Source organism: Streptomyces sp. NPDC091371 (genome assembly GCF_040684275.1).
GTDB lineage: Bacteria > Actinomycetota > Actinomycetes > Streptomycetales > Streptomycetaceae > Streptomyces.
Genome location: NZ_JBFBFP010000014.1, coordinates 124,035 through 144,942 on the forward strand (window position 1 = coordinate 124,035; position 20,908 = coordinate 144,942).

Here is a 20,908-nt window from a genome sequence, read left to right on the forward strand (position 1 = left end):
GTACGGACATCACGTACGGAACCGGCGGCCATGGACTACAGCTCCCGTGTGGCGAACGCGCCCCGGAGGCCGGCTTCGCGTTCTCACGCGGAGCCGCGCCGGACCGGATGTCAGCCGCGGCGCCCGGGAGCGTGACGGGAGAACCGCCCGCAATGCCCAACATCGAGAACGACCCCACCAACAACAACAGCCCGAGCGACAACCTGCCCCCGCGCAGGCGTCGCCGCGCCGCTTCCCGCCCCGCCGGTCCGCCCGGTGCGACCGCCGCCGAGACCGCTCCGGTGACCGAGGCCGCCGCCGCGCCCGCCGCGGAGGCCGCTCCTGACGCCGCCGCTCCCGCCCGCCCGCGCCGCCGTGCGACCCGTGCCGTGGCCGCGCCGGTGACCGAGGCCGCCCCCATCGTGGTGGAGGCTCCGGCCGCCGCCGCCCCGGTTGCCGAGGAGCCCGCCGCTCCGGCCCCGCGTGCCCGTCGCCGTGCGACGCGTGCCGTGGCCGCGCCGGTCGCGGAGGCCGCTGCGGCCGAGGCCGTCGTGGAGGCGCCCGTCGAGGCGCCCGTGGCCGAGGAGCCTGCCGCTCCGGCCCCGCGTGCCCGTCGCCGTGCGACGCGTGCCGTGGCCGCGCCGGTGACCGAGGCCGCGCCGGTCGCTGTCGAGGAGGCCGCCGCCCCGGTTGCCGAGGAGCCCGCCGCTCCGGCCCCGCGTGCCCGTCGCCGTGCGACGCGTGCCGTGGCCGCGCCGGTGACCGAGGCCGCGCCGGTCGTCGTCGAGGAGCCCGCCGCCCCGGTTGCCGAGGAGCCCGCCGCTCCGGCCCCGCGTGCCCGTCGCCGTGCCACCCGCGCCGTGGCCGCGCCGGTCACCGAGGCTGCCCCGGTCGTCGAAGAGCCTGCCGTCGAGGCCCCCGTCGTGGAGGAGGCCCCCAAGGCCGCCACCCGGACCTTCACCGTCGCCGACGCGCTGGACTCCCCGAAGCGCGGCGGCCGCCGTCGCGCCACCCGTTCCACCGCCGCGGCCGCCCCCGCGCAGCCCGCCGCCGAGCCCGAGGCGCCCGCCGCCCCGGCGCCCGCCCGGGCCGCCCGCCGCGCCGCGCGTCCCGCCGTGGCCACCTTCCAGGCCCCGGTCTTCGCCGAGCCGATGTTCCAGACCCCGGAGACCGCCGCCATGGCCGCGGCCGCAGCGCGCGCCGCCGCCCCGGAGGAGGAGCTCGAGGAGGAGGAGCTCGAAGCCGAGGTCGTCGAGGCCGAGGCCGCCCCCGCCCCGCAGCCGGCCGGCCGTCGCCGCCGCCGCGGCCGTGGCGCCGCCGAGGCCGCGCCCGTCGCCGAGACCGCGCCCGTCTCCCTCCCCGAGGTGCTCGCGGAAGAGGAAGAGCCCGAGGCCGAGCTCGAGGAAGAGGCCGCCGAGTTCGAAGAGGGCGACGAGTCGGGCGAGCGCCCGTCGCGCCGTCGCCGTCGCGGTGGCCGTCGCCGCCGTCGCGGCGAGGCCGCAGACCTCGACGAGTCCGCCGAGGAAGAGGCCGAGGCCGCCGAGCAGGAGGCCGAGGAGGCCGAGGAGGAAGAGGACGAGGAGGCCGAGGAGGCCGCCCTCGGCTCCAGCTCCAGCCGTCGTCGCCGCCGTCGTCGCCGCCGCAGCGGTGAGCCCGGCGACGTCACCGCCGAAGCGGGCGACGAGGAGGGTGTCCGTACGGTCGTCAAGGTCCGCGAGCCCCGCCCGGCCCGCAAGGAGGCCGAGCCGTCCGACGAGGTCCAGTCCATCAAGGGCTCGACCCGCCTGGAGGCGAAGAAGCAGCGCCGCCGCGAGGGCCGCGAGCAGGGCCGCCGCCGCGTGCCGATCATCACGGAGGCCGAGTTCCTGGCCCGCCGCGAGGCCGTCGAGCGCGTGATGGTCGTCCGCCAGTCCGGCGAGCGCACCCAGATCGGCGTCCTGGAAGACAACGTGCTCGTCGAGCACTACGTCAACAAGGAAGAGGCCACCTCGTACGTCGGCAACGTCTACCTGGGCAAGGTCCAGAACGTGCTGCCGTCCATGGAGGCCGCCTTCATCGACATCGGCAAGGGCCGCAACGCCGTCCTGTACGCCGGTGAGGTCAACTTCGAGGCGCTCGGCATGGCCAACGGGCCGCGTCGCATCGAGTCCGCCCTGAAGTCCGGCCAGTCGGTCCTCGTGCAGGTCACCAAGGACCCGATCGGCCACAAGGGCGCCCGCCTGACCAGCCAGGTCTCGCTGCCCGGCCGCTACCTGGTGTACGTGCCCGAGGGCTCGATGACCGGTATCAGCCGCAAGCTGCCCGACACCGAGCGCGCGCGTCTGAAGACCATCCTCAAGAAGATCGTCCCCGAGGACGCGGGCGTCATCGTGCGCACCGCCGCCGAGGGTGCGAGCGAGGACGAGCTGCGCCGCGACGTCGAGCGTCTGCAGGCCCAGTGGGAGGACATCCAGAAGAAGTCGAAGCAGATCACGACCTCTTCGCCGAGCCTGCTGTACGGCGAGCCGGACATGACGGTCCGCGTCGTGCGCGACATCTTCAACGAGGATTTCTCGAAGGTCATCGTCAGCGGTGACGGCGCCTGGGAGACCATCCACGGTTACGTCTCGCACGTGGCCCCGGACCTGGCCGACCGGCTGTCGCGCTGGACCTCCGAGGTCGACGTCTTCGCGACGTACCGGATCGACGAGCAGCTCGCCAAGGCGCTCGACCGCAAGGTGTGGCTGCCCTCGGGCGGCTCGCTTGTGATCGACAAGACCGAGGCGATGATCGTCATCGACGTCAACACCGGCAAGTTCACCGGTCAGGGCGGCAACCTCGAGGAGACCGTCACCAGGAACAACCTGGAGGCGGCCGAGGAGATCGTGCGCCAGCTGCGGCTGCGCGACCTCGGTGGCATCGTCGTCATCGACTTCATCGACATGGTCCTGGAGTCCAACCGCGACCTGGTGCTGCGGCGCATGCTGGAGTGCCTGGGCCGCGACCGTACGAAGCACCAGGTCGCCGAGGTCACCTCGCTGGGCCTGGTCCAGATGACCCGCAAGCGGGTGGGCCAGGGTCTGCTGGAGTCCTTCTCCGAGACCTGCGTCCACTGCAACGGCCGCGGTGTCATCGTGCACATGGAGACCCCGGCGGCGATCGGCGGCGGTGGCAACGGCGGCAAGCGCGCCAAGCGCCGTGGCGGCCGCGCGGAGTTCGACCAGCACGACCACGAGATCGAGACGGTCGAGGCGGAGGGCTTTGAGTCCGAGGCCGAGGTGGCCGCGGAGATCGCGGCGCCGGTGGCGCTGCCGGAGCCGGAGTTCGTCGCGGGCGAGGAGCTCTACAGCAGCCCGGCCGAGGCCGAGGCCGCGGCGGGCCTGAGCGGCCGCCGCAACCGTCGCCGTGCCACCCGCAAGGCGACCGCCCCGGCGGGCGCCCCGCGCGGTGCGGTCGTCCCGGCCCCGGCAGCGGCTGCGGCTCCCGCGGCCGTCGAGGTCGAGGTCGAGGCCGAGCCGGTGACCGAGCCCGCCGACACCGTCCTGGAGCCGGCCGCCGAGGTCGTCGCCGAGGTGGAGGCCGCGGTCGAGGTCGTCGCGGAGCCGGTGGTGGAGGAGGCCCCCAAGGGCCGCACCCGTCGCCGTGCGACCCGCAAGGCCACCGCCCCGGCGGGTGCCCCGGCCCCCGCGGCCGAGGTGGCCCCGGAGCCGGTCGCCGTGCCGGAGCCGGAGCCGGTCGTCGTCGAGGCCGTGGTCGAGGCCGAGCCGGAGCCCGTCGCCGAGCAGGTGGTCGAGGCTCCCGTGGCCGAGGCCGCGCCGGCCCGTCCGCGCCGGCGTGCCACCCGTAAGGCCACCGCCCCGGCCGGTTCCCCGGCCGGCGCGGCCGAGGCCGCCGTGGTGGTCGTCGAGGCCCCGGTGACGGAGGCCGAGCCCGAGCCCGAGCCGGAGGCGGCCCCGTCCGGGGAGGCTGTGGAGGCCGCCCCGGCGAAGAAGGCCGCCAAGAAGGCTCCGGCCAAGAAGGCGGCCGCGGCGAAGAAGGCCACCACCGCCAAGAAGGCGACGGCGGCGAAGAAGGCCGCTACGAGCACCGCCAAGAAGGCGGCCACGACCAAGAAGACCGTGGCGAAGCGGGCGACGAAGAAGACCGCGGCGGCGGAGCAGCAGACGCTCCCGTCCGTCTCGGCTCCGACCGAAGCCTGACCAGCGGTTTCTGCTTGACCCGGCCCCGCCCGGCACCGAAAGGTGCCGGGCGGGGCCTTTTTGCGGACGTGATCAATCCGTTAGGGAGCGAGTTCACCTGATGTCGGACATCTGATCTTGCATAGCGGACAGGTTCACGCCAATGTGGCTCAACGCTTTCTGTATAGCGGCTTGTCACGGGTGGGAGTCCATGGCGAGCGGGGGGATGGGCTGACGTCCGCGTTCTGACCGGCGCCGATGTCGCTCTGTGTCGCACATCTTTCACGTTCCGTTGTTCCTTCCTGGTTTCCGGCTGCCGCTCAGAGCCTTCGAGATCAACGAAAACGGGACAGCCACGTGAGCAGAACGACAACCGCGCCACACGGCGCGGCCAGGCGGCGTGCCGCCAGAGGAGCCTGGGCCCTGACGGCCACGGCCCTCACCCTGGCCCTGACCGCAGGGCCGACACCCCTCGTGCACACGGCCGTCGCGGCCACCGGATGCGCCGGGGCCGAATCGGACTTCAACGGGGACGGCATCCGGGACACGGCGATCGCCGACCCCGAGGCGACCGCCAACGGCGTCTCCAAGGCCGGAGTCGTGCACATCGTGTACGGCGGCGGCAAGGGCAACCTGGAACTGACCCAGGAGGCCGCGGCAGCCGGGCCCTCCGAGGCGGGCGACCTCTTCGGCCACTCCCTCGCGGTCTACGACGCCGACCTCGACGGCTGCGCCGATCTCGCGATCGGTTCGCCCTACGAGGACATCAACGGCAGCGTCGACGCCGGTCGCGTCACCGTCGTCTACGGCTCTCCGACCGGCCTCGCGGCCGGCAAGGCGACCACCGACTACGTCCAGGGGACGGGCCCGATTCCCGGCGCCGCCGAGGCCTACGACTGGGTGGGATACGCCCTCGCAGCCGGCAAGAGCTCCGCGGGCGTGCCCTTCCTGATCATCGGCCTCCCGGGTGAGGACATCGCCACCACGGTGGACTCGGGCGGCTTCCTCTACATCTCCGGCGCGACCACGGTGACGGTCGGTGTCGTGACCCAGGACGTCGCCACCGCCGGCGCGGTGCCCGACGTCATGGAGTCGTACGACCGGTTCGGCTCGGCCGTCACGGCCACACCGACCCACTTCGCGGTCAGCTCTCCGGGCGAGGCGCAGGCGGCCATCCCCGAGGCGGGCGCGGTGACGATCTTCAGTCACGCCCTGACCACCGGTGTCCCCAAGCCGCTGAACGTCATCACCCAGGACACCGCGAACGTGCTCGGCGCCTGTGAGAACGGCGACGGCTTCGGCACGGCGCTCGCCGCCGTGCCCTACCGCGCGGCGGGCGCCACCAGCACCACCGAGTCGCTCCTCGCGATCGGCAGCCCGGGCGAGGACCTGTCCACCACCGTCGACGCGGGCGCCGTCCAGGTGTTCAAGCTCGACGCGGCCGGGGCGTACACGGAGCTCACCTGGATCGACCAGAACACCACCAACGTCGAGCACGCCTCGGCGGCCGGCGACTACTTCGGCCAGCGCCTGGCCGCCTCGAACACCGCCCCCACCTCCACGACCACCGCCGCCAACACGCGTCTCGCCATCGGTGTGCCCGGCAAGGACGGCCCGAACGGTCTCGTGGACCGCGGCCAGGTCGCCATCGTCCCGATGGTCGGGGCGCCCGGCGACGGCGACGTGCTCCTGGAGCCCGGCTACGGCCTCCCGACGCCCGCCGGATCCCGTCTGTACTCCGGCATGAGCCTCGGTGCGGCGGCCGGCAGCCTCTTCGTCGGCCAGCCCTACGGGCCCGCAGACGGCCACGCGGTCTACGTCTACCCGTGGACCACCGGCGGCGGCGCCGCCCCGACCGCGACCTTCAAGCCCGGACAGGGCGGCATTCCCGCCGAGGCCAACACCTTCGGAACGGTGGCCCGATGACGTACGACACCACACGCGGCCTGCGCCGTACGGTACTGCGGCGGGCCTCGCTCGCCGCGGTGACCGCCGGCGCCCTCGTGGCCACCACCCTCGGCCTGGACCTGTGGGGCGGGGACGACGCGGCGAGCTCCCCGGAGACGGTCGCCGTCGGCACCCCCGTGCAGACCGAGAAGGAAGCCCTCGCGGCCGCCCGCAAGAGCGGCAAGCAGGTCGAGGTCCTCGGGATGCGCACCGAGCAGCGGGAGATCTTCGCCGCTCCGGACGGCACGTACACGGCCCGCGAGTACACCGAGCCGGTCCACGCCGTGCAGAACGGCAAGTGGGTCGACATCGACAAGACCCTGGTCAAGCGGGCGGACGGCAGTGTCGGCCCGAAGGCGGCGACGGTCGGTCTGACCTTCTCCGACGGCGCGGCGGGCAAGCCCTTCGTCACCATGCGCCGCGGCACCCGCGAGATGTCGCTGACCTGGCCCTACGGCAAGCTCGCCGCGCCCGTCCTGGACGGGGACACGGCCACCTACCCCGACGCCCTGCCGGGCGTCGACCTCAAGGTCCGCGCCGAGGCCAACGGCTTCGGCCACCTGCTGGTCGTCAAGACCCCGCAGGCCGCAGCCGATCCGCGGCTGGCCCGCCTGGACCTGGGCCTCAAGGCCAAGGGCCTGACGTACAAGAAGGACGCGAACGGCGCCGTCACCGCCGAGGACAGCGCGGTCGGCGGCACGGTCTTCCAGTCCGGCGCCCCGGCCATGTGGGACTCGGCCGCCTCCCAGGAGGAAGCCGCCCGCGCCAAGGGCCCCAAGGCCGTCGCCCAGTCGCTGTCCGCGGCCCGGGCCGACGCCCCGACCGGGAAGGACGCGGCCGCGGAGCTCGCTCCGGCCCTGGAAGGCCCGGGCGGCGGAGGCAAGGCCGCTGCCCTCGGCATCGAGGTGTCCCACGACAAGCTGACCCTGGTCCCCGACCAGAAGCTGCTGCGTGACGGGGCCACCGTCTTCCCCGTGGTCATCGACCCGATCCAGAAGACCGCCGACCGCTCCGGCTGGACCGCGGTCATGTCGGGCAAGCCGACGATCGGCGAGTGGCGCTACTCCGGCAGCGCGGGCGTGGGCAAGTGCCCGACGGACTACAGCGCGGCGTCCTGCGCCGGTGTCGGCACCCGCCGGGTCGCCTTCCAGATCCCGCTGTCCTTCTACAAGGGCAAGCAGATCCTCGGCGCCACCTTCAGCGCACGCGTCCAGCACGTGTACTGGGCCGACGCCCGGGCCGAACCCATCCAGCTCCAGCGGATCGGGGGAAGCACCGCCCACATCGACAGTGGCAGCAACTGGAGCAACACCCAGTCCGCCACGCTGACGACGCTCGAGACGCTGGACCAGAAGATCCAGCCCACGAGCTGTGAGTCCCAGGCCAACATGCACTTCAAGTCGGGTGTGAGCGGCGGCCTGACCAACAGCGTGCGCACCGCGGCCAACGAGGGCTGGCCCTCGATGCTCTTCAACCTCCGGGCCCAGGACGAGAGCACCTTCGGCGGCTGGAAGCGGGTGTGCGGCAACGCGTACCTGAGCATCAGCTACAACACGCTGCCCGGTGTCATCAGCACCTCTTCCATGTCCTCCAACCCGGGCGGCGCGTGCGTCACCGGGACGGGCCGCCCCTACTCCGACGTGCCGCCGACGCTCCGCGCGATCGCGAACGACGCCGACGCGGGCGAGCAGGTCAAGGTCCGCTTCAAGCTCGAGTGGAAGGACGCGGCCGGAGCGGCCAAGTCCTACGAGTCGGACACCAACTACAAGGCGCCGACGAGCTCGACACCCTTCGAGCACACCGTGCAGTCGACCATCCCCGAGAACACGGCCATCTCGTGGAGCGTCGCCGCCCACGACGGCGACGGCTGGGGCCCGTGGAGCGGCAAGTGCGAGTTCATGTACGACAAGTCCTTCCCGGGCAAGCCGAACGTGATCTCCCCGCAGTACCCGGCCACCAACGAGTACCACGACGGCGTCGGAGCCCCCGGCACCTTCACCTTCTCGCCCAACCCGAACGACGCCGTGCCCGACACGGACGTCGTCAAGTACCGCTACTCCTTCGACGGTGAGCCCAACAAGGAGGTCGCCAACGCCGCGGCCGGCGGGCCCGCTTCGGTGAGCTGGACACCCACCCGGCCCGGCCCGCACTGGGTCGACGTCGTGGCGGTCGACAAGGCCGCGCACCCCAGCGCCCTGGCCCGGTACAGCTTCTACGTAGCCTCGGGCGCGACCGCCGCGGCGCAGTGGAACCTCGCCGACGACCCGGAGACCAACGCGGCCGACGAGGAGCAGGGCAAGTACCCGGCGGGCTTCGGCCCCGGCGTGACCTTCGGCGTCCCCGGCCCGGGCGGCGCCATCGACCGGGCCGCGCACTTCGACGGTACGCAGGACAGCTGGGTCGACGCGGGCAGCGCGGTGCTGGACACCCTGACGGGCTTCACCGTCAGCGCCTGGGTCAAGCCCTCCGACCTGAGCCGTGACATGACGGTCGTCAGCCAGGACGGCACCGGCGAGCCGGGCTTCGTCCTCGGGTACGACGGCGTCGCCAAGACCTGGAAGTTCTCCGTCCCGGTCGGTGACGTGGAGAGCCTCGGCGAGTGGAAGGCCCTGTCCACCGGAGTCACCCCGGTCAAGGACGAGTGGGTGCTGCTCACCGGCCTCTACGACGGAGCCTCCGGCAAGATCCAGCTGTACGTGAACAAGGACCTCAAGGGCGAGACGGTCCGTCGCTCCACCTGGAAGTCGTACGGTGCGTTCCAGATCGGCCGCCACATCGACAAGGCGGGCTACGAGGACGCCTTCGCGGGCGACCTCGCCGAGGTCCGCGTCTTCCGCCGGCCGCTCGTACCGGGCCAGATCGCCGAGATCACCACGGTCAAGCCGGAGCGCAAGGGCTACTGGCAGCTCAACTCCGTCGAGGGCGCGAACTCTCCCGAGGCCGGCGGCGGCCAGCCGCTGACGATGGCGGGCAACGCCGCCCTCTACATCTCCGACCCCCTGGACGAGTTCCAGACCGCCCCCATGGTGGGCGTCGGCCAGATGGTCCTCGACGGCAGCGGTGACTACGCCTCGACGTTGAACGCTCCCGTCACCGGAGCCTCGAGCTTCACGCTCTCGGCGCGGGTCCAGATCTCCTCGATCGGCTCCACGACCTCGCAGACCGTGTTCTCGCTGCCCGGCGCGAACGCCAACCGGGTCCAGGTCCGCTACCAGGGCGCCACCAAGCGCTGGGAGCTGGCCGTAGCGCCGACGGACACGGCCGGAGCCGTGGTGAAGACCTTCTCCGACGACCAGACGCTGCCGGACAACAACCCGATCGGCCAGCACCTCGCCGTCGTCTACGACGCCTTCGCCGGTCAGATCAAGCTGTACGTCAACGGACAGCTGGCCTCCGCGCAGGGCGTCGAGAACACCACGTGGGCCGCCACCGGCGGCCTCCAGGTGGGCCGTTCGGTCCGGGGCAACGCCGAGTACTTCGCCGGAGCCATCGACGAGGTCCGCGCGTACAACGGCGCCGTGGACCCGGCGTCCGTCATCCAGCTCGCCGGCACCGGTGAGCTGACCGACCGCTAGTCCCTCCTGCCGGACAGGTGTGCCCGTCCCCCCGGGGACGGGCACACCTGTCCCTTTCGCAGTACCTTCCCACCCCTTTTCTGTGGAGTGCACTGATGTCTCTACGCGGCCGATTGCTGAATCGGCGCATACCCCGGCGAACACTGGGCTCGGTCGTCATCGGCCTGAGCCTGGCCCTGTCAGCCTCGTCCGTCCAGGCCCTGGAACTCGCCCCCGGGGGCACCAAGCGGCCCGGAGTCCAGGACTTCGGCGACCCCGTCAAGGGGACCAACGCCAAGGGCAAGCCCCGCCCGGCGAACGCGACGGCCAAGTCGGCCGTCAAGAAGCTGGACAAGCCCGTATGGCCTGGCAGCGGCAGTGCCGAACTGGGCGTCGCCGCGGCCCAGGTGAAGGTGGGCGGCCTGCCCGTCACCGTCACCCCCGCGAAGGAAGCCCCCGCGAAGGCCCCGGCCACCTCCTTCAAGGCCGCCGCGGTCGGCGGGGCCAAGCAGCCCGGCAAGGTCCAGGTCGACGTGCTGGCGCCCGAGCGGGCCGCGAAGCTCGGCGCGGGTGCGCTGCTGCGCGTCCAGCGGGCCGACCAGGCAGCCGACGCGGGCCAGGTCCGGCTGAACGTCGACTACGCGGCGTTCGCCGACGGCTTCGGCGGCAGCTACGGATCCCGCCTCCAGCTGGTCGAGCTTCCGGCCTGTGCGGCGGTCGCCGACCCCGGCACCGCGGCCTGCCCCGAACTCCCCAAGCCGCTCAAGACGGTCAACAACCCGAAGACGAAGACGGTCTCCGCGGACCTGACCGCCCCGGCGCGCGCCGCCGGCATGTCCACGATGGCGGCCGGTCCCACCGCGAGCGGCTCGATGGTGGCCCTCGCGGCCGGCGACTCCTCCGCGCAGGGCTCGTACGCGGCGACCCCGCTGGCCCCGTCGGCCAAGTGGAGCGTGGCCACCTCCTCGGGCGGCTTCTCCTGGTCGTACCCGCTGCGCACCCCGCCCGCACCGGGCGGCCTGGTGCCCACCGTCGGCCTCGGCTACTCCTCGCAGTCCGCGGACGGCCGCACCTCCGACACCAACAACCAGGGCTCCTGGCTCGGCGAGGGCTTCTCGTACGAGGCCGGATACGTCGAGCGCAGCTACAAGCCCTGCGCGAAGGACGGCCAGACGTCCTCGGCGGAGCAGTGCTGGGCCTTCGACAACGCCACCGTGATGCTCAACGGCACGTCCACCGAGCTGATCAAGGGCGACGCCGACGGCAAGTGGCGGTTCGCGGCCGATGACGGCTCCAAGGTCGAGCAGCTCACCGGCGCCGTCAACGGCGACAACAACGGTGAGCACTGGAAGATCACCACGACCGACGGCACCGAGTACTACTTCGGCAAGAACCGGCTGCCCGGCTGGGCCACCGGCAACGAGGAGACCTCCTCGGTCTGGACCACCCCGGTCTTCGGCAACAACAGCGGTGAGCCCTGCTACAACGCGACCTTCGCGAGCGCGTCGTGCCAGCAGGGCTGGCGGTGGAACCTCGACTACGTCAAGGACCGCCAGGGCAACGTCATGTCGTACTTCTACGGCAAGGAGACGAACCACTACGCCCTGAACGGCAAGACCGACGTCAACGGCACCCCGTACACCTCGGGCGGCTGGGTCAAGCGCATCGACTACGGCCAGCGCGACGGCAGCGTCTACGCGGCGAAGGCCCCGGCCCGCGTCGTGTTCACCACGCAGGAGCGCTGCCTGCCGACGGAGACCTTCAAGTGCCTCCCGGCCGACTTCAAGACGGCGAACGCCGCCTACTGGCCGGACGTCCCGATGGACCGGTACTGCGCGCCGAGCACGAAGTGCAACGCCGGCCAGGTCGCCGCGTCCTTCTGGACCCGGCAGCGGCTGACGGGCGTCACCACCCAGATCCGCAAGGACGCCACCACCTACGACGACGTGGACGCCTGGACGTTCACGCACCAGTTCACCGACAACGGTGACCAGTCCAAGACCCTGTGGCTCTCCAAGATCGACCACGAGGGCCGCAAGGGCGGCAGCGCCAAGGTCCCCTCGGTCGAACTGATGGGCACCCAGCTGGCGAACCGCGTGGACGGCCTCGGCGAGTCCATCGCCCCGTTCCACCGCTTCCGCCTCTCCACCGTCCTGAGCGAGACCGGCGCCCAGCTGGACGTCAACTACGCCCCGGCGGAGTGCACCAAGGACGCCCTGCCCAAGCCGGGCGAGTCCACCAAGCGCTGCTATCCGGTCGTCTGGTCGCCCCCGGGCTTCCTCGACCCGATCACCGACTGGTTCCACAAGTACGTCGTCCGCCAGGTCATCGAGACCGACCGGACCGGCGGCGCCCCCGAGCAGGTCACCGAGTACGACTACCAGGGCCCCGCGGGCTGGCGTAAGGCCGAGCCCGACGGCATGACCGAGGACAAGTACCTCACCTGGGGCGGCTGGCAGGGCTACGGCAAGGTCAAGGTCACCACCGGCGGCGCGACCACCAAGCCGACCCGGATCGACTACACCTACCTCCAGGGCCTGGACGGCGACAAGAAGCCGGACGGCACCGCCCGTTCGGCCACGGTCACCGACTCCGAGGGCGGTACGCACACCGACCACAAGGAGTTCACCGGCCACGAGCTGGAAGCCGCCACCTACGACGGCGACAAGCTCGTCTCCAAGGTCATCAAGACCCCGATGCGGCACTACACCGCGACGGACACCAACACCTGGGGCACCAGCCACGCCTCGCTGACCAAGACGGTCAAGACGCGCGGCTACACGGTGACCGAGGGCGGCGACGGCCGCCGCGAGACCGAGTCGAACACCACGTACGACCTGGCGAACGGCACCGGACGCATCCTGGAGTCGGAGGACCTCGGCGACCTGTCCACCGCGGCCGACGACACCTGCACCCGCACGTCCTACGCGGACAACGCGGGCGCCAACGTCCTCAGCCTGACCTCACGGGTCGAGACCGTACTGGTCAAGTGCGCCACGGCCCCCGACCGCAAGACCCAGGTGCTCTCCGACGAGCGCACCTCCTACGACAACCTGGCCTTCGGCGCCGCGCCCACGGTCGGCAACGCGACGAAGACCGAGCGGATGACCTCCCACAACGGGACCACCGCCACCTACCAGGTCACCGGCACCACGGCCTACGACGGCTTCGGCCGCCCGACCTCCCAGACCGACGCTTCGGGCGCCGAGACCAAGACGGAGTACACCGACGTCAACGGCCTCATCTCGCAGGTGAAGGTCACCAACGCCCTCGGCCACGTCACCACCACGGACTACGCCCCCGCCTGGGGCCAGTCCCTCGGCCAGACCGACCCGAACGGCAAGCGCAGCGACCTCGCGCTGGACCCGCTGGGCCGCCTTGTCTCCGTCTGGCTGCCGGACCGCTCGAAGGCAGCCGCGCAGACCCCGAGCATCAAGTACGGCTACAACTTCCGCCTCGACAAGCCGGTCTCCGTCAAGACGGAGAAGATCGAGATCGACGGCTCGTACGGCACCGAGTACCAGCTGTACGACAGCCTGCTGCGGCCGAGGCAGAAGCAGACCGAGGGCCCGAGCGGCACCCGCATGGTGGCCGACACCTTCTACACGCCGACCGGCAAGGTCGCGAAGGTCAACGCCACGTACAACGCGGCGGGCGCGGCCTCCGACGAACTGCTGATCGTCCGCAACGGCGATGTCGGCGCGCAGACCCTGTACGAGTACGACGGCCTGGGCCGGACCACCGCCGAGATCTTCGCGGCGGCGGGCGGCGAGCAGTGGCGCACGACGTACGTCCACGGCGGCGACCGCACCCACATCGACCCGCCGGTCGGCGGCACGCCGACGACCACGCTGAAGGACGCGCAGGACCGCACGACGGAGGTCCGCCACTACAAGGGCGCCGCTCCGGTCCCGGCGGGGCCGACGTCCGGCTACGACGCGACGAAGTACGCCTACACGCCGGCGGGCAAGCTGGCCCGGCTCGACGACGCCGCGGGCAACGTCTGGACGTACAAGTACGACCAGCTGGGCCGTATGACGGAGGCCGTGGACCCGGACTCGGGCAAGCGGACCAGTACGTATGACGAGGTCGACCGCCCGGTCTCCGTCACGGACGCCCGTGGCAAGACCATCTCCACGGTCTACGACAAGCTCGGCCGCGTCGTCACGACGTGGGACGGTGCGGCGACCACCGGCACCAAGCTCACCGAGCAGCGCTACGACAAGGCGGGCTGGCTCGGCAAGGGCTGGGCGTCGCTGCGCTACATCAACGCGACGGAGTACTTCGCCACGATCGTCCAGGGCATGGACGAGTTCTACCAGCCGCTGAAGACGGCCTACACGGTCCCCGCCTCCTCGGGCACGGGCCTGGCCGGCACCTACGTCTACGGCACCGCCTACAACCGTGACGGCACCAAGCAGAGCGACAGCGTCCCGGCGGCGGGCGGTCTTCCCGCCGAGGCCCTGGCCTACGGCTACGACGACATCCAGCGGCTGAAGTCCATGACGGGCACGACGCCGTACGTCACCAACGCCATCTGGTCCGGCCGCACCCTGCTCCAGCAGCTGGAGCTGAACAACGGCGGGAAGAAGGCCTGGCAGACCTTCCAGTACGAGACCGGCACCGACCGCCTGATCCAGTCGAAGGTGGACGTCTACGGCTCCACCACCGGCCCGGCCAAGGAGTCGAACTACTCGTACGACCAGATCGGCAACGTGAAGTCGATCGCCGACACCGCGGGCGCGGGTACCCCTGACCTGCAGTGCTTCGCGTACGACTACCAGAACCGGATGACGGATTCCTGGACCCCGGCGACCACCAAGGCCGCGGCGGCCGCGGCCGGCACGGTCGGCAGCCAGGTCCCGGTCTCGGGCTCGGGCCCGGCGGCCTGCACCACCGCTCCCGGTGCCTCGGCCCTGGGCGGCCCGGCCCCGTACTGGAACTCGTACACCTTCGACACGGTCGGCAACCGCCTGACCGAGACGGCGCACGACACCGGCCTGAACGCGTCGAAGGACGTCAAGCGCACCTTCACCTACAAGGCGGGGACGCACCGGGTCGAGAAGGTCGTGGAGAACACCCCGACCGGCGACCGCCAGTACACCTACGGCTACGACACCGCGGGCAACACCACGACCCGCACGATCGGAGGCAACACCCAGACCCTGGACTACGACGCGCTCGGCAAGGTGGTCAAGAACAGCCGGCCGGACGACGTCACCACCCCGGGCACCAACGAGGCGTCGGAGACGACCTTCCTTTACGGGGCCGACGGCAGCCGCATCCAGCGCAAGGACGCCACCGGCACCACGGTGTACCTGCCGGGCATGGAGCTGCGCCTGGACGCGGGAACGACGACGGCGAAGGCGACGCGCTACTACGCCTTCGCGGGCCAGAACGTCGCGGTCCGCACCCCGGACAACAAGCTGTCCTTCCTCGCCTCGGACCACCACGGCACGGGCGAGCTGGCGATCGACGCGACGACCGGTGCGGTCACGCAGCGCCGGATGGACCCCTACGGCAACAAGCGCGGCACCCCGCAGGGCACGTGGCCGGGGGAGAAGGGCTTCGTCGGCGGCACGATCGACGCGTCGACCGGCCTGACGACGATCGGCGCCCGTGAGTACGACCCGTTCCTGGGCAAGTTCATCACCCCGGACCCGGTCGTCGACACGAACGACGCCCAGCAGCTCAACGCCTACGCGTACGCCCACAACCGCCCGGTCTCGGCGAGCGACCCGACGGGTCTGTACGACCCGGACGAGCGCGCGTACTGCCAGTCGCACCCGAGCAGCTGCACCAGCGGCAAGGTCAACACGAACACGACGCCGGAGCAGCAGGACGTCAACGACGCCACGGACGACCTGAACCGGGCGGAGGGCAACCTCAACAGTGCCAAGGGCAAGGTCAAGAACGCCGTCAAGCAGATCACCAAGATCCTCATGGACGAGCTTGGTGTGACCGCTGCCCTGGACTGCTTCTCCAGCGGCGACCTCGGCGCCTGCGGCGAAACCGCGCTGAACATAGCGGGCAGCTTCGCGGGCGGCTTGGCCGGCAAGGTCCTGGCCAAGTACGGCGCTCCGTGGAAGTGGGAGAAGGCAGGCCAACTGATCAAGCGCCTGGCCGGCCTGGCGGGCGACCTGATCGACGGGGCCAAGGCCTGGTGGAAGGCCACCGACGCCATGGGCAAGGCCAAGAGCAAGCTGTCGCAGGCCAAGGAGGCACTCAGCCGGGCTCCCAAGTTCGACGAGGGCGAACTTCTGAAACAAGCCAATGAGCTGCGGGACGGGAAGGTGGCGGAACTGTCCGCCGGACCGTCGAGGATGCGCTCGGAGCATTCGGTCGTCGTCGGCGCCTACAACGCCAAGACGGGCAAGACGGCCTGGGGCGTCAGCTCCAAGACGCTCAAGGAGTGTGCCGAGGCGTGTGCCGCCCGCAACGTGGGTGGTGACCTCAAGGACGTCCGCTTCACCCGGGCCCAGCGCCCGCGCGGCTCCGGCAGGCCGCCGTCCGACCAGCCCGTCTGCGCGGCCTACTGCGAGCCGACGTACGGAAGGGGCGCGTTCCCCGACCCGGAGACCACCTACCAGTCCGATCTCCAGGGAAACTGACACCATGGAGCACGAACAGGTGAGAGAACTCGTCGGGTCACTGGCGCGAGCCCAGGACGCGGTCGTCGCCGAGCGCTGGATGTACCAGGTCGAGGAACTGGCCGTGCCGGTGAACGGGTCGCTCCGGCCCGTAGCGGAAACCGCCGCTGCCGCGCTGGTACAGGAGCTCCCGACCGCCACCGCGGCCGCACGGCCGGAATTGCTCGCCGTGCTGGTGCAGCTCGCACACGGGGCTGCCGAAGCGGAGGGCTCCGCATCGGTGGCGAAGCTGCGTAATGAGATCGAGCGCGGTCTGCAGGTGTTCGAGGAGATCGCGCGCGGCGGAACCCGTGAGGAGCGGCTCGTCTGCGTCGATCTCTTCTCGGCGTGCGCACGGCTGAGCAGGGAGAGCTTCGACCGGTCGATGCCGGTCTTGTCGCTGCTGGCAGAATCCGGGCCCGACGAGCACCAGGCAGTCGCGGTCGAACGTGACGACCTCGTGGCCTGCGGTTATCCCGACCGGTTCGAGGCGTCGGAGAGCGGCGCGGCGACTGGACAGTGAGTGACAGGGCCCCGGTTTGACCTGGTCGAGCCGGGGCCCGTAGTCTTGACCGTCGGCGTGTCTTTGACGCGTCGCGCTCCTGAGCACCTTCCTCCCGCTGAAGCACCACGCGGGAGAGGCCGCTCGTCCAATCCGGATCAGTTCGGGCCCCGGCCCGCCTGAGCGGCTGGCTTCAGGAGCATCCGTCCCGAGTGAGAGAGAGATCCGCGTGTACGCCATCGTGCGCAGCGGTGGTCGCCAGCACAAGGTTGCTGTCGGCGACATCGTTGAGGTTGACAAGATTTCCACTGCCAAGGTTGGCGACACGGTCGAGCTCTCGACCCTGCTCGTTGTCGACGGCGACGCCGTGACCAGCGACCCGTGGGTCCTGGCCGGCATCAAGGTCACGGCCGAGGTCGTGGACCACCACAAGGGCGCCAAGATCGACATCCTGCGCTACAAGAACAAGACCGGCTACCGCCGTCGCCAGGGTCACCGCCAGCAGTACACGGCGATCAAGGTCACCGGTATCCCCGCGGCTGCGAAGTAAGAGGGACTGAGACATGGCACACAAGAAGGGCGCATCGTCCACCCGGAACGGGCGCGACTCCAATGCCCAGCGGCTCGGCGTGAAGCGCTTCGGCGGTCAGGTCGTTTCCGCTGGTGAGATCCTCGTCCGCCAGCGCGGCACCCACTTCCACCCGGGTTCGGGTGTCGGTCGTGGTGGCGACGACACGCTGTTCGCGCTGCAGGCCGGTTCGGTCCAGTTCGGCACGCACCGTGGCCGCAAGGTCGTGAACATCGTTCCGGCCGCCTGATCTTCTTGATCTAAGGCGTTCGCAACAACTTCGAGGGCGGATCTCAGCTCTTCCCGGCGCAAGCCGGGAAGAGAGGTCCGCCCTCGGCGCGTTGTCACATAGACACGTTTAATGGGCAGTGGGCGCGATCCGCCTTGCCCGGGACATTCCCGTATGTATCTGGAGGAACAACCATGACCACCTTCGTGGACCGCGTCGAGCTGCACGTCGCCGCGGGTAACGGGGGCCACGGCTGCGCCTCCGTTCACCGGGAGAAGTTCAAGCCGCTCGGCGGTCCCGACGGCGGCAACGGCGGACGCGGCGGTGACGTGATCCTGGTCGTGGAGCAGGCGATCACCACCCTGCTGGACTACCACCACAGCCCGCACCGCAAGGCCACCAACGGCAAGCCCGGCGAGGGCGGCAACCGCTCCGGCAAGGACGGCCAGGACCTGGTCCTGCCCGTGCCGGACGGCACCGTCGTCCTCGACAAGGAGGGCAACGTCCTCGCCGACCTCGTCGGCCAGGGCACCACCTACGTCGCCGCCGAGGGCGGCCGCGGCGGCCTCGGCAACGCCGCGCTGGCCTCCGCCCGCCGCAAGGCGCCCGGCTTCGCGCTCCTCGGTGTCCCCGGCACGACCGGCGACATCGTCCTGGAGCTCAAGACCGTCGCCGACGTGGCGCTGGTCGGCTTCCCGAGCGCCGGCAAGTCCTCGCTGATCTCGGTGCTCTCCGCCGCCAAGCCGAAGATCGCGGACTACCCGTTCACGACGCTGGTCCCGAACCTGGGCGTGGTGACCGCGGGCTCCACCGTCTACACGATCGCCGACGTCCCCGGCCTGATCCCGGGCGCCAGCCAGGGCAAGGGCCTCGGCCTGGAGTTCCTGCGCCACGTCGAGCGCTGCTCCGTTCTGGTGCACGTGCTGGACACCGCCACCCTCGAATCCGACCGCGACCCGGTCGCCGACCTCGACGTCATCGAGGAAGAGCTGAAGATCTACGGCGGCGGCCTGGAGAAGCGCCCGCGCCTCGTCGTGCTCAACAAGGTCGACATCCCGGACGGCCAGGACCTCGCGGACATGGTCCGCCCGGACCTGGAGGCCCGCGGCTACAAGGTCTTCGAGGTCTCCGCGGTCGCCCGTACCGGCTTGAAGGAGCTCTCCTACTTCCTCGCCGAGGTCGTCGCCAAGGCCCGCGCCCGCAAGCCCAAGCAGGAGGCGACCCGCATCGTCATCCGCCCGAAGGCCGTGGACGACGCCGGCTTCACCGTCGCCTACGACGAGGCCGAGGACGTGTACGTGGTGCGCGGCGAGAAGCCGGAGCGCTGGGTCCGCCAGACCGACTTCAACAACGACGAGGCCGTCGGCTACCTCGCGGACCGGCTCAACCGCCTCGGTGTCGAGGACGCGCTGAGGAAGGCCGGCGCCCGCGCCGGCGACGGCGTGGCCATCGGCTCCGACGAGAACGCGGTCGTCTTCGACTGGGAGCCGACCATGATGGCCGGCGCCGAGATGCTCGGCCGCCGCGGTGAGGACCACCGCATGGAGGCTCCGCGTCCGGCCACGCAGCGCCGCAAGGAGAAGGAAGCCCAGCGCGGCGACTCGGCGCAGCAGGAGTACGACGAGTTCCGGCCGTTCTGACCTGGCCGGTTCCGTGGGTTGACGGGACGTCGTGAAGCCTTGAAGTGCTGTTTACCCTGGTCGCCTAGGATCCACCGGGTGAGCAGCACGAATCCACCCACCGTTTCCGTTGTGGTGATCGCGTACAACGACGCCGGGCTCGTGGGCGAGGCCGTAGGGTCGGCCCTCGCCCAGGGCCCGGTGGTCGCCGAGGTCATCGCGGTGAACGACGCCTCGTCCGACGGCACCGCGCGGGTGCTGGACGAGCTGGCGGCCCTCCACCCGCGCCTCAAGGTCGTCCACCGCACGGAGAACAGCGGCGGCTGCGGCACCCCGCGCAACGACGGGATCGCGGCCGCGACCTCCCCGTACGTCCTGTTCCTGGACAGCGACGACGTGCTGCCGCCGGGCGCGGCCGACGCCCTGGTGCGGGCCGCCGAGGAGCACGGGGCGCCGGTCACGGTCGGCGCGTGCGTCCGCCGGGAGCTGCCCCAGCACTACGACGTGCCGTGGGCGCCGGGGCTGTACACCGGGGGCGACGTCATCGAGCGGCCCGCGGACCGGCCCGAGCTGGTCCGCGACACGCTCTGCGTCAACAAGCTGTACGAGCGGTCATTCCTGGATAAGCATTCGATCCGGTTTCCCGACGGCCGTTTCATCTACGAGGACTTCGTCTTCACCGCGCGCGTCCTCGCCGCCGCTCCCCGCGTCGCGGTGATCGACGACCTCGTCTACGTCTGGCACGTGCGCCGCGCCGCCGCCCAGGTGTCCATCTCCCTGGACCGCAAGGACGTCGGGAACTGGCGCGCCCGCATCGAGGCACACCGCACCGCCTCCCGGACCCTCGCCGCGGCCTCCCCGGAACTGGGCCGTGCCTGCCAGGTGAAGTTCCTGGAGTACGACCTGCGCATGTACCTGCGCGAGCTCGGCAAGGACCCCGAGTATCAGGCCGCCTGGTGGACCCTGACCCGCGAGTACCTCGACACGTTCGACGAGGCCGCCGTCGAGGCCGCCGGCCCGCACGCGCGCTGGGCCGTACGGGTGCTGCGCGCCACCGCCACCCCGCCCGCCGACGTCGAGCGGCTGACCCGCTTCGCCGCCGAGCCGCCGCGGCTGCTGCCCCCGTACGCGACCCGTGCCGACGGGGCGCCCGTGTGGAGCGAGGAGCTCCCGGTCGAGCTGGACGGCCTGCGCGAGCTGCCGACCGCCGCGCTGCCGGTGACCATGGACGCCGAACCCGCGGGCAAGGCGGCCGTGCGGCTGAGGCTGCACGACCTGTACGGGCGGCTGGCCGCGGCCGGCCCGCAGACCGTCCAGCTGCGTTTCCTGCCCCGCGCCGGCGGCGACCCGGTGCTCGCCAAGCCGGAGCCCCTGACCCCGGACGAGGACGGCGGCTGGTCGGTGGAGCTGCCGTTCCGCCTCGCAGACCTGGCCGCCACCGGCCGCAGGATGGGCCAGCGCAGGCTCCAGGCGTGGCACGTGGAAGCGGTCGTGGAGTGCGCGGACGGGAGCTCCCTGCTCACCTCGCTGCGCCCCCGGGGCGGTCTGCTGCGGCGCCGCGCCCTGCCGAGCAGCCGGTACGGTGTCCTGTTGACGCAGCCGTACCGGACGGGTTCGGGCTCGCTCGCCCTGCGCCTCGCACCCGGCGCCGCGGGCGCGCTGTACCTCGTACGGAACCGTATCGGCAGGGCCAGGGCAGGCTCCGCGTTGCGCTGAGAACGACC

9 protein-coding genes are annotated in these 20,908 nt (G+C 71.4%); all 9 read left to right on the forward strand.

The features are described from left to right. The first annotated feature begins 152 nt into the window (after window positions 1–152). The 9 genes from AB0O21_RS18145 (at window position 153) to AB0O21_RS18185 (ending at window position 20,900) form a co-directional block, all read left to right on the forward strand. Window positions 153–4,157: an Rne/Rng family ribonuclease gene (locus AB0O21_RS18145; protein WP_365172128.1), complete on the forward strand. Its 4,005-nt coding sequence runs from the start codon at window positions 153–155 to the stop codon at window positions 4,155–4,157. A 336-nt stretch (window positions 4,158–4,493) separates the two neighbouring features. Next, window positions 4,494–6,062 (forward strand): VCBS repeat-containing protein, encoded by a 1,569-nt coding sequence (locus AB0O21_RS18150; protein ID WP_365172129.1) that lies wholly within the window; start codon window positions 4,494–4,496, stop codon window positions 6,060–6,062. Beyond that, window positions 6,059–9,658 (forward strand): LamG domain-containing protein, encoded by a 3,600-nt coding sequence (locus AB0O21_RS18155; protein WP_365172130.1) that lies wholly within the window; start codon window positions 6,059–6,061, stop codon window positions 9,656–9,658. The genes AB0O21_RS18150 and AB0O21_RS18155 overlap by 4 nt, the downstream gene beginning before the upstream one ends. A 95-nt stretch (window positions 9,659–9,753) precedes the next feature. Continuing rightward, on the forward strand, window positions 9,754–16,248 hold the full coding sequence (locus AB0O21_RS18160; protein ID WP_365172131.1) for an RHS repeat-associated core domain-containing protein: 6,495 nt from the start codon (window positions 9,754–9,756) through the stop codon (window positions 16,246–16,248). A gap of 4 nt (window positions 16,249–16,252) precedes the next feature. After that, on the forward strand, window positions 16,253–16,789 hold the full coding sequence (locus tag AB0O21_RS18165; protein ID WP_365172132.1) for a hypothetical protein: 537 nt from the start codon (window positions 16,253–16,255) through the stop codon (window positions 16,787–16,789). A 208-nt stretch (window positions 16,790–16,997) separates the two neighbouring features. Next, window positions 16,998–17,318: a 50S ribosomal protein L21 gene (gene rplU, locus AB0O21_RS18170; protein ID WP_015033583.1), complete on the forward strand. Its 321-nt coding sequence runs from the start codon at window positions 16,998–17,000 to the stop codon at window positions 17,316–17,318. Between the two features lie 13 nt (window positions 17,319–17,331). Next, the gene (gene rpmA, locus AB0O21_RS18175; RefSeq protein ID WP_030840805.1) at window positions 17,332–17,586 is read left to right on the forward strand and encodes a 50S ribosomal protein L27; all 255 of its coding nucleotides are present in this window, start codon (window positions 17,332–17,334) and stop codon (window positions 17,584–17,586) included. A 173-nt stretch (window positions 17,587–17,759) separates the two neighbouring features. Beyond that, complete coding sequence (gene obgE / locus AB0O21_RS18180) at window positions 17,760–19,205, forward strand: GTPase ObgE (RefSeq protein ID WP_365172133.1); 1,446 nt, start codon at window positions 17,760–17,762, stop codon at window positions 19,203–19,205. 78 nt (window positions 19,206–19,283) lie between these two features. Continuing rightward, window positions 19,284–20,900: a glycosyltransferase family 2 protein gene (locus AB0O21_RS18185; protein ID WP_365172134.1), complete on the forward strand. Its 1,617-nt coding sequence runs from the start codon at window positions 19,284–19,286 to the stop codon at window positions 20,898–20,900. Window positions 20,901–20,908: the final 8 nt, after the last annotated feature.

Excerpts from the sequence above, each read along its gene's own strand:
- AB0O21_RS18165 (WP_365172132.1), top strand. The coding sequence starts at position 16,253 with ATGGAGCACGAACAGGTGAGAGAACTCGTCGGGTCACTGGCGCGAGCC.
- AB0O21_RS18160 (WP_365172131.1), top strand. The coding sequence starts at position 9,754 with ATGTCTCTACGCGGCCGATTGCTGAATCGGCGCATACCCCGGCGAACA.
- obgE (WP_365172133.1), top strand. The coding sequence starts at position 17,760 with ATGACCACCTTCGTGGACCGCGTCGAGCTGCACGTCGCCGCGGGTAAC.
- AB0O21_RS18145 (WP_365172128.1), top strand. The coding sequence starts at position 153 with ATGCCCAACATCGAGAACGACCCCACCAACAACAACAGCCCGAGCGAC.
- AB0O21_RS18155 (WP_365172130.1), top strand. The coding sequence starts at position 6,059 with ATGACGTACGACACCACACGCGGCCTGCGCCGTACGGTACTGCGGCGG.
- rpmA (WP_030840805.1), top strand. The coding sequence starts at position 17,332 with ATGGCACACAAGAAGGGCGCATCGTCCACCCGGAACGGGCGCGACTCC.